Below are 9,883 nucleotides of genomic sequence, written 5' to 3' on the forward strand. Positions count from 1 at the left end.
AAAGGTTACTTTGTCATCAACCTATGTCATGAAAAAATCATGACATTTTTTATTTGAAAAAATAATTGAAAATATTTCATAAAGTACTTGACAATTTCTTTCAGTACATATAATATGAATTTACCGACCGACGGTCGATAGAAATGGAGTGCTTATGAAAACAGTTAAAGAAGGAGAAGTACGAAGAAGAGAAATTTTGGTGGCTGCGCGAGAATTGTTTGTGAGTAAAGGTTATGAACAAACTTCAGTCAACGACATTTTGAAAATTGTAGATATAGCCAAGGGCACATTTTATTATTATTTTTCTTCAAAGGATGAAGTGCTGGAAGCAATAATACTTGACATTGTTGAAGAAGGAGCAAGGAGGGCAGAATATGTACTGAAGGATAAATCAGTTCCTTTGGTGAATCGAATTATGATGGCTATAATGGCACAGACTCCGGAGTTTGAGGGGTCAAACGAAATAAAGGAAGAAATGCATAAAGTTGAGAACACAAAGCTGGAACGTCTGTACTTAAGAGCAATGCTTAAGCGCATGACTCCTGTTTTGGAAGAGCCTGTTCAGGAAGGCATTGAACGTAATATATTCCATATGGAGTATCCCACAGAATGCATTGAATCCATTTTACTTTTGGGGCACATGATGTTTGACTGCGATGTCTTTGAATGGAAAATGGAAGATTACCCTAAAAAAATTCAAGCGTTTTTGTGCAATGTAGAAAGAATGCTGGGTACAAAAGAAGGAGAGCTTAATGTTTTAATGAATATGTTCGGACAAAAGCCATAAATCGATCAACAAATTTTTTTAATCATTAATCGACCGATGGTCGATATACATGAATTAGCTTTAAACATAAGGGAGGGAATATGAATCAAAATAATGAAACACAAAAAATAAAAAACAGCTGAAAGGAAAAAGTCAATGAAAAAATTTACCGTTCTTGTTGCCGGACAGTTTATATCAAGCATAGGCAGTGGATTAACAGACTTTGGTCTTGCAATATATGTTTTACGACTGACTGGTTCAGTCACTACAACATCCATATTGAGCATATGTGCATTTCTGCCTTCAATAGTCCTGGCTCCGGTTGGGGGAGTACTGGCTGATCACTATGACAGAAGGCTGATGATGATTCTGGGGGAGCTTTTTTCAGGACTAGGGCTTGTAATATGTCTTGTATCTGTAATGAGCTCAAATCCTTCGATTTTTGTAATCTGCTCAGGTGTTGCCATAAGTTCACTTTTTTCTGCATTGATGGAACCTGCATTTAAAGCTACTATAACGGATTTGTTATGTGAAGAGGATTATGCAAGGGCGGGAGGAATGGTACAAATAGCATATAATTCAAAACTCCTGATTTCGCCGGCTGTTGCAGGACTGCTTCTTAGAGTTACTCCGGTCAGTACACTTATAATCATAGATATATTTACTTTCTTTACAACAGTGTTTGTTATTGCATTTGTAAGAAAAGGCATGGCTGTAGAACAAAAAAGTACTGAATCGTTGAACTTTTCAATAGAAATGAAAGAAGGCGTAAAAGCAATACGCGGGAAAAGAGGTGTTGCAGCAATGATTGTGATTATGTCAATTGCTGTGTTCTGCCTTGGATTTGTACAGATTTTAAGTAAGCCCTTAATCCTCGCTTTTGCAGGTGAAACAGAACTGGGTATACTTGCTACAGTAAGCGCATTTGGTATGATGGCAGGAAGCATTGCAATAAGTATGATGAAAAATATTAAATCTCATGTGAGACTGCTTTCTTCAGGATTGTTTGGCTGCGGTATCTTTTTTGCACTGATGGGCGTAAGGGAAAATTTGATTTTAATTGCTGTATTTGGATTCATGATGTTTGTATTCCTTCCTTTTGTACAAATAGGAGCGGAGGTATTAATACGCAAGAATCTGGCCAATGAAGTGCAGGGACGCGCTTTTGGACTAATAAGTTTTATAACACAAATGGGCTACATTTTTGCATATATTTTGTCGGGATTACTAGCAGATTATGTATTTGAACCTTTTATGAAAGGCACAAGTCCACTGGCCGTTAATATAGGAAATGTAATAGGTACCGGTAACGGAAGGGGAATAGCTCTTTTAATACTTATTGCAGGATTGTTGCTGGCAGTTGTTGGAATAGTTGTTTCAAGGCTAAAAAGCGTAAAAGCGCTGGAGGGAGATATAAGCTAAAATGAAATTATTGATAAAACTTGTATGGAAGGACTTTAAAAGAAACAAGTCTATTACAACTGCGCTTACTGTATTCTTGTTTCTTTCAGCTCTTTTGATGGCAGGAGGTTTAAGGGTTACAGGCACTATTATTTCTTCGCTTAATAGCTTTAATGAAGTGGCCATTCCTCCTGAATACCTGCAGATGCACAAGGGCGATTTTGCTGATGAAGAGCTTGAAGATTTTATAAAAAAGCATGATTATATAGAAAAATCATTGGTAGTAAAGCAGCTCAATATTAGAAACGCAAATATTGTTTACAAAGGCGAAACACTTGAAAGGTGCCTTATGGATAACGGATTTGTTGTTCAAAATGAAGGATTTGATCTGTTACTCAACATGGATAATGAAATTGCAAGAGTTAAAGTCGGAGAAGTAGGAGTGCCTGTTTATTATGCAGAGGAGCTTGGAATTAAAAAGGGTGATGTGATTACTATTCATGAAGGCAATTTCAGAAAAGATCTAGTTGTATCAACACTAATTCGTGACGCTTCAATGAATGCGGCTCTCACTTCATCTAAGCGTTTTCTGGTAAGCAGGATGGACCTTGAAGAAATTAACAGTCACATGGGAGAGTGGGAATACAGTATTGAATTTTTACTTAAGGACGGTACAGCTGCTGCAAAGTTGGAAAGAGATTATATGGAAGCAGGAATGCCGTCCAACGGTGTAGCCGTTACAGGAAAGCTTCTTTCCATTATGAATAATATTTCCTATGGACTGGTAGCAGCCATAATAATAGCAATAAGCATTCTTTTAATAATAATAGCAGTATTGTGCCTGTCTTATATTATAAGGGCAACCATGGCAGAAGAAAATTTTGCTGTTGGAGAAATGAAAGCAATTGGAATTCCTAAAAAAGAAATCATAAATCTGTATCAGATGAAATATGTAATACTTTCACTTTTAGCTGGGGCGCTTGGTTTCATGACATCTGTTCCTTTTGGAAATTTCTTTGCATCATCGGTTATCATGTACTGCGGATATGGTACTGCCGAATGGATGAAATGGGTGTATCCAATGCTAGGTATTCTACTTCTCTGTTTGTTTGTGATGCTTGGGTGCAGAAGAATAATCAAGAGAAACATCAAAACTACAGTTGTGGAACTCATGCGTGGTGAAGAAAATACAAAAAAAGAAGGGCATTATATCCTGCCTGATGTACTTAAAAATCGCAACCTTACCATAGCTCTTGGTGAGCTCAAGTGTAAGTGGAAGGAATATACCGTAATCTTTTTTGTGTTTGTATTTTCGTCATTTTTAATCCTGCTTCCAATGAATGTGAAAAATACCATTGAAAATCCATCTTTCATAACATATATGGGTGTAGGAGAAAGCGACATTCGCATTGATATTCAGTACAGCAATAAACTTAAGGAACAAAAAGACGCAGTTGAGTCTTATATGAAAAAAGACAATGAAATAAAAAAATATGTACTTTACAAAACCGGCTATGTGCAATTTGAAAATTCTGATGGTCAATGGGAATACATGCGTGTGCAAAGCGGTGATGAATCTGTTTTTCCACTGGAATATCTGGAGGGAAGTTCACCTCAAAACATGAATGAAATGGCCATATCTTATTTGCAATCACTAGAGTCAGGAAAAAAGGTCGGAGATAAAATGAACGTAGTATATGATGGAAAAGAACTCGCATTTAACATTTCCGGCATCTACCAGGATATAACATATGGAGGCAAGACTGCCAAGGCAGATATTGCTTTTGACGAAAATGATGTGGAAGTCTATATAGTCTATCTTGATGTAGAACATGGTGTGTCAATTGATAAAAAGACTGATGAACTTCGAGGAATTCTTCAAGACAGCAAGGTAACTCCTATTAGGGAATTTGTTTCTCAAACATTAGGTGGCATTGTTAGTAACATGATGCTGGTGGAAGGCGCAGCTGCTGCAATTTCATTCCTGCTGATAATGCTTATTACCGTTATGATATTGAAACTTATTACAGCAAGAGAGCATAGCACCATAGCAGTTAAAAAAGCTATAGGATTTTCCAGCCAGGATATAAGGATACAGTTAGGAATAAGGATTCTTGCAATTCAATTTGCAGCAATCATTGCCGGTACCATACTTGCTAATAATTTGGGTGAAGCTGTTTTCGGTTTGATGCTCTCTTCCATGGGGGCTTCTAAAATAACAATGCTGGTCGAGCCGATTTGGGCCTACGTTATTTGCCCGGCAGTACAGATTGTTATAGTCTTAATTACAGTAGTTGTCAGTACAAAAGTTGTTAAAAACTATCATATAAGAGATCAAATAGTGGAGTAAGGAGCAGCCATGATAAAAGTAGAAAATTTAAATAAGGAATTTAAAAACACAGAGGTTTTGCATAATATATCTTTTGAAATTAAAAAAGGAGATTTTGCAGCCATAATGGGGCCTTCGGGTTCGGGTAAATCAACACTTCTTTACAGTATAAGCGGTATGGACAGCATCAATAGCGGAAGGGTGTTGTTTGAAGGAACAGATATATCCCATATGAAGGAGGATGAATTATCCCTTTTCCGTCTGAATAAAATGGGATTTGTATTTCAGAATGCTCAGATGTTAAAAAACCTTTCAATATTTGATAACATCACTCTGCCGGGCCTTGTGGCAAAAACAGAATCAGCAGATAAGATCAGAAAAAGAGCAGTGGAATTGATGAAGAGAATGGAAATAGAAGAGATTGTAAACCGAGACATAAGGGAAGTTTCCGGGGGACAATTGCAGCGTGCTTCAATTTGTCGTGCAATGATTAATAAACCTGAAATATTGTTTCTCGATGAACCAACAGGAGCACTTAATTCTGCTGCTACGGATCAGGTTTTGTCAATTCTTGAAGATTTGAACAACGATGGAATGACAATCATGGCGGTCACTCATGATCCACGGGTTGCAGCCAGGGCAAAAAAGGTACTTTATATTATGGATGGGCAAATTGCTGGCTGCAAGGAATTTTCTGAAGATGAAGGAAGAGAAAGAGAACTGGATAAATGGTTAAGAGGTTTTCAATTTTCACATAAACTTTAAATTTCATATTTAAGGGATTTTGGAAATTATTTTATATATTTGTGAAGTTAAATATAGTATTTATAAGCTGAAACATACAAATAAATAATCTAATGAAACGGTTAAATGAGCGTTTTGCTTATATGGGGCAAAATGCTCATTTTTTAATTATTTTGTCCGTTAAACGGGATTCTTTATTTGTTAAAAATTACCAATAAAGTATTTGATCATAATGCCGATAATCATTGAAATACAGGAAGTATTATTTTAGCAGGAGAAAGGAAAATTAATGAACAAATTTAAATCTTTAAAATCAAAATTGATAGTAACAACAACAGCAATAGTATTTTTAACGGCAGTACTAAACTTGGTTATCGGTATCCTGGCAAGCTACAAGGGTCTTACTCAAAATGTTGAAAAAGACCTTAAATCTATAGGGCAGACCGTGGAAGTGGGTATTACCAGTGAGCTGCACAATATAAAACATGGTGTGGAGAGTGCTGCAAAGCTGGATTTGATTGGAAAAGCTGATGTAGACCAGGCAGAACTTGCAGAGATCCTTAAGTTCATAACGGAGGATGAAAATTACAAATCACTAAGCATTGCAGACAGTACAGGTACAATCATCACAAGCAATGCTGACTTTGTGGACAAAAATGTGTCCGACCAGGAATATTTCAACAAAGCCATGTCTGGAGAAACATATATTTCTTCTACTACATATGATGCCAACAATGAACTGAGTATTGTGTTATCTGCTCCGGTTTCAAATGAAAACAATTTTAAGGGAGTAGTCATAGCAACACTTGACCCTAATGCCTATAGTGAAATTATTAAAAATATAGTTGTGGGTGAAACAGGAAATGTTTTTATAATAGACAATACAGGAACTATGATAGCTAACAAGCGACCTGAACTAATTGAGAGCAGAGCAAACTTCATAGAAAAAGCAAAGACTGACAAAGCGTACGCTTCTGCTGCGGTTGTTTATACAAATATGACAGAAGGAAAGAGCGGAGTTGAAGTCTATGCATACGACTCAGGCGACAGAATTTGTTTTTATGCGCCAATACCAAGTACAGACGGATGGTCTTATGGTGTTGTTGCTCCCATAAAAGAAATGACATCTTCAATATGGGTTACAATAATAGGGCTTGGAATTTCGTCAGCTGCATGCATTTTCCTTGGGGTAATCCTGACACTGGCAATTGCAAAGTCTATTGCAAATCCAATATCCCTTGTTTGCCGAAGACTTGAACAGCTGTCAGAAGGCGATATTCATTCACCTGTAGCTGAAGTGAAATCAAAGGATGAAACAGGCATACTTTCAGCATCCCTTGACAAGACTGTCAATTCACTTCGAGAATATATTTCTGATATTACCAATACACTTAAAGAAGTATCAGAAGGAAATATGCTAGTCCAGGTTAATGGAGAATTTGAAGGAGATTTTGCTCCTATAAAAGAGTCCCTTACATCCATAACTATGTCGCTTAATTCAGTACTGATGGATATCAACCAGGCTGCTGAGCAGGTAGCAAGTGGTTCAGATGAGGTATCAAGCGGCGCTCAGGCACTAGCTCAGGGAACTGCTGAACAGGCAAGCTCTGTGGAAGAATTGTCTGCAACAATACAGGATATTTCTGAAAATGTAGAAAAAAATGCTGAAAATGCTGAAAAGGCAAACGAAAATGTCAATAATGTAAGAGAAGAAATTGAAGTAAGTAACAAATATATGGAAGAAATGGTTGAAGCTATGTTCCAGATAAGCGATTCATCAAGCCAAATTGGCAAAATAATCAAGGCCATTGAAGACATTGCATTCCAGACTAATATTCTTGCGCTTAATGCTGCTGTTGAAGCTGCAAGAGCAGGGGCTGCAGGTAAGGGGTTTGCAGTTGTTGCTGATGAAGTTAGAAATCTGGCAAGCAAATCTGCAGAAGCAGCAAAAAATACTACTGATTTAATCGAAAATTCCATGAAGCAGGTTGAAAACGGAACAAAGATAGCCAATGAAACAGCCAAGTCTCTTGTACATGTGGTAGAAAGTGCAAAAGCTGTTACAGACATTGTTTACAAGATTTCACAGGCATCCAAGGATCAGGCAAGTGCCATCAATCAGATTACAGTTGGAATTGAGCAAATTGCAAATGTTGTTCAGACAAACTCTGCAACATCGGAGGAAAGCGCCGCTGCAAGTGAAGAGCTTTCCGGACAGGCTCAGATGATGAAAGGTTTGATTGGAAAATTCAAGCTGGGAAATCTTGAAGGCTAATTTATAAAAAGATACTAATAAAGTACCCGCAGTATTCTGCTTGCGGGTACTTGTATTTATAAACTAACAGTTGGTTCTATGACTGTAAGAGTGTTGTTGTAAGTATCTAAATTTGCAACTGCTCCAATGGGAATTGCCATTTTGTATGGGCCATGACCGGAAGCAAGATTTGTCATTAACGGTTTGCCCAGCGGAATCATTACATCATTTATTAAATTTTCATAAGTCCTGCCATAAGCAATTTCACATCCCGTACATTCACCCATGATAATGCCTGCACAATCCTCAAATTTACCTGCTGCTATAAGATGTGTAATATATCTGTAGACAGTATTTATAGGTTCGTGAGTTTCCTCTATAAAAAGTATCCTGCCCCTGGTATCAACATCATATGGAGTACCAAGAGTATCAACAAACGAAGTAAGATTTCCTCCCACAATAGTTCCCGTAACATTTCCGGGCACCCTGCTTACCTGAGGTATCCCCTGAGGATTGTCAAGCTGCCTTGGCGATGTAATAGTAGAAGTGGCAGTGAAAAACTGATCGAAGTTATAAGCTGGGGTGGTGCTTCTGAAATCTATGAGCAGAAGACTGTGAAAAGTGATTAAATCAGCCAGCGTGTACAAGACATTGAGCAATACAGTTATGTCGCTGTATCCTGTCAGAATTTTAGGATTTCTGGAAATCAGAGAAAAATCAAGATAAGGAATAATGTCTGCAACACCAACACCACCTCTTGTAGGTATTATGGCTTTCACTTGCGGATTCTCAAACATGTCCATCAGGTCAGAAGCACGCTGCTCAGCTGTTGCTGCAACATACCCTCCCTCCCATGAATAGACATATTTACCCAAGACAACATTAAACCCCATGCTTTCAAGAGTTCGTATTCTTGAATTAATGGTTTCAGCGTCCCGAGGACTCCCAAGGGTCACTATTCCCACAGTATCTCCTGCCCGAAGTATTGGCGGTCTTGTAGCCATTTCGTTTCCTCCTGTAAATAAAAATTATTACACATTCAATATATGTCAATTAAAAGATTTGGTTCGATTTTATATTTCCTCTGTTAAGCAGACTAAACTGATGGTATAATGTTTATTGCATGTATTGGGAATGAAATTATATTTGGAGGTATTTTAATGTATGTAGAATTGTTTAAAGCTTTTTTGCTGGGGGTTGTGGAAGGCATAACGGAATGGCTGCCAATAAGCAGCACCGGCCACATGATATTGGTTGAGGAATTCATTCAATTAAATGCTTCAGAGGCATTTAAAGAAATGTTTTTTGTTGTAATACAGTTAGGCGCTATATTGGCAGTAGTTCTTCTATATTTTAATAAGCTCAATCCTTTTTCTTCATGGAAATCCAGACAGGAAAAAGTAAATACAATGAGAATATGGTACAAGGTAATTGTGGGAGTTGTGCCGGCTGCGGTGCTGGGTATATTGTTTGATGACTGGTTGGATGAACACTTCTATAATTATATGACTGTTTCAATAATGCTTATTGTTTACGGTGTTTTGTTTATTGTCATTGAGAACCGCAATAAAAGGAAGAAGGCAACCATAAACAGTTTCAGCGAATTGTCGTACAGGACTGCATTTTTAATAGGAATGTTTCAGGTGCTTTCATTGATTCCGGGAACTTCACGTTCCGGCGCAACAATTCTTGGAGCAATCATTCTCGGAACATCGAGATACGTTGCAGCAGAATATTCGTTTTTTCTTTCAATTCCTGTAATGTTTGGGGCAAGCGCATTAAAACTGGTTAAATTCGGCTTAAGTTTTACAGGAACAGAAATTGCAGTATTACTAACAGGAATGATTGTTGCATTTGTAGTTTCTGTTATTGCAATCAGGTTCCTCATGGGTTATATCAAAAATAATGACTTTAAGGCATTCGGCTGGTACCGTATTGTTCTAGGGATACTGGTTATAGTTTACTTCATTTTAATTGGATAATATTAAGCAGTCTTGATATTCAAGGCTGCTTTTAATCTGTACGAATAATTAGATTCTAAATGTGTTGGTATTTAAACGTTAAGTTGATTTGTAAAAGAATGTGACGAAAATTTATGAAGAAAACAGTTGACATTGAAGAATGATTTTGGTACACTAGCAAAGCTGTCTCTAGGGGCAGGCGAATAGAATAATCAAGTTAATGTGTTGACACAGTTTTTTTATATCTGTCTCTAAAGAGCAGATGAAAAAGAAAAAAATAACAGTTGACACGGACAAAAAACTTTGATAAGATAAACAAGCTGTCGCAAACGACAGTGAGCAAGAAAAAAGAAAGTTAAAAAAGTTCTTGACAAACATGAACAAACACGATATACTAGTAAAGCTGCTTGGGAAGAGCAGTGGTCAAG

The 9,883-nt window shown here is 37.2% G+C and carries 7 protein-coding genes; 6 read left to right on the top strand and 1 reads right to left on the bottom strand.

The genetic code is table 11. The features are described from left to right. Positions 1 to 154: 154 nt before the first annotated feature. From BN358_RS04445 to BN358_RS04465, 5 genes are all read left to right on the top strand, one after another. Positions 155 to 787: a TetR/AcrR family transcriptional regulator gene (locus BN358_RS04445; protein WP_019228089.1), complete on the top strand. Its 633-nt coding sequence runs from the start codon at positions 155 to 157 to the stop codon at positions 785 to 787. Positions 788 to 922: 135 nt separating this feature from the next. Beyond that, positions 923 to 2,188, top strand: coding sequence for an MFS transporter (locus tag BN358_RS04450; protein ID WP_019228090.1), 1,266 nt, complete (start codon positions 923 to 925; stop codon positions 2,186 to 2,188). 1 nt (position 2,189) lies between these two features. Then, positions 2,190 to 4,517 (top strand): FtsX-like permease family protein, encoded by a 2,328-nt coding sequence (locus BN358_RS04455; protein ID WP_019228091.1) that lies wholly within the window; start codon positions 2,190 to 2,192, stop codon positions 4,515 to 4,517. 9 nt (positions 4,518 to 4,526) lie between these two features. Next, complete coding sequence (locus BN358_RS04460; RefSeq protein ID WP_019228092.1) at positions 4,527 to 5,261, top strand: ABC transporter ATP-binding protein; 735 nt, start codon at positions 4,527 to 4,529, stop codon at positions 5,259 to 5,261. A 268-nt stretch (positions 5,262 to 5,529) separates the two neighbouring features. Then, entirely contained in the window at positions 5,530 to 7,515 is a 1,986-nt protein-coding gene (locus BN358_RS04465; protein WP_019228093.1) for a methyl-accepting chemotaxis protein, read from the top strand. A gap of 56 nt (positions 7,516 to 7,571) precedes the next feature. On the opposite strand, the gene BN358_RS04470 is transcribed toward BN358_RS04465, so the two are convergent. Then, positions 7,572 to 8,498: an LD-carboxypeptidase gene (locus BN358_RS04470; RefSeq protein WP_019228094.1), complete on the bottom strand. Its 927-nt coding sequence runs from the start codon at positions 8,496 to 8,498 to the stop codon at positions 7,572 to 7,574. 156 nt (positions 8,499 to 8,654) lie between these two features. Between BN358_RS04470 and BN358_RS04475 the strand changes: the two genes are divergently transcribed. Continuing rightward, the gene (locus BN358_RS04475; RefSeq protein WP_019228095.1) at positions 8,655 to 9,476 is read left to right on the top strand and encodes an undecaprenyl-diphosphate phosphatase; all 822 of its coding nucleotides are present in this window, start codon (positions 8,655 to 8,657) and stop codon (positions 9,474 to 9,476) included. The last annotated feature ends 407 nt before the right edge of the window (positions 9,477 to 9,883 follow it).

The sequence above is a fragment of the Sedimentibacter sp. B4 genome, from assembly GCF_000309315.1.
In the GTDB taxonomy this organism is placed as follows: Bacteria; Bacillota; Clostridia; order Tissierellales; family Sedimentibacteraceae; genus Sedimentibacter; species Sedimentibacter saalensis.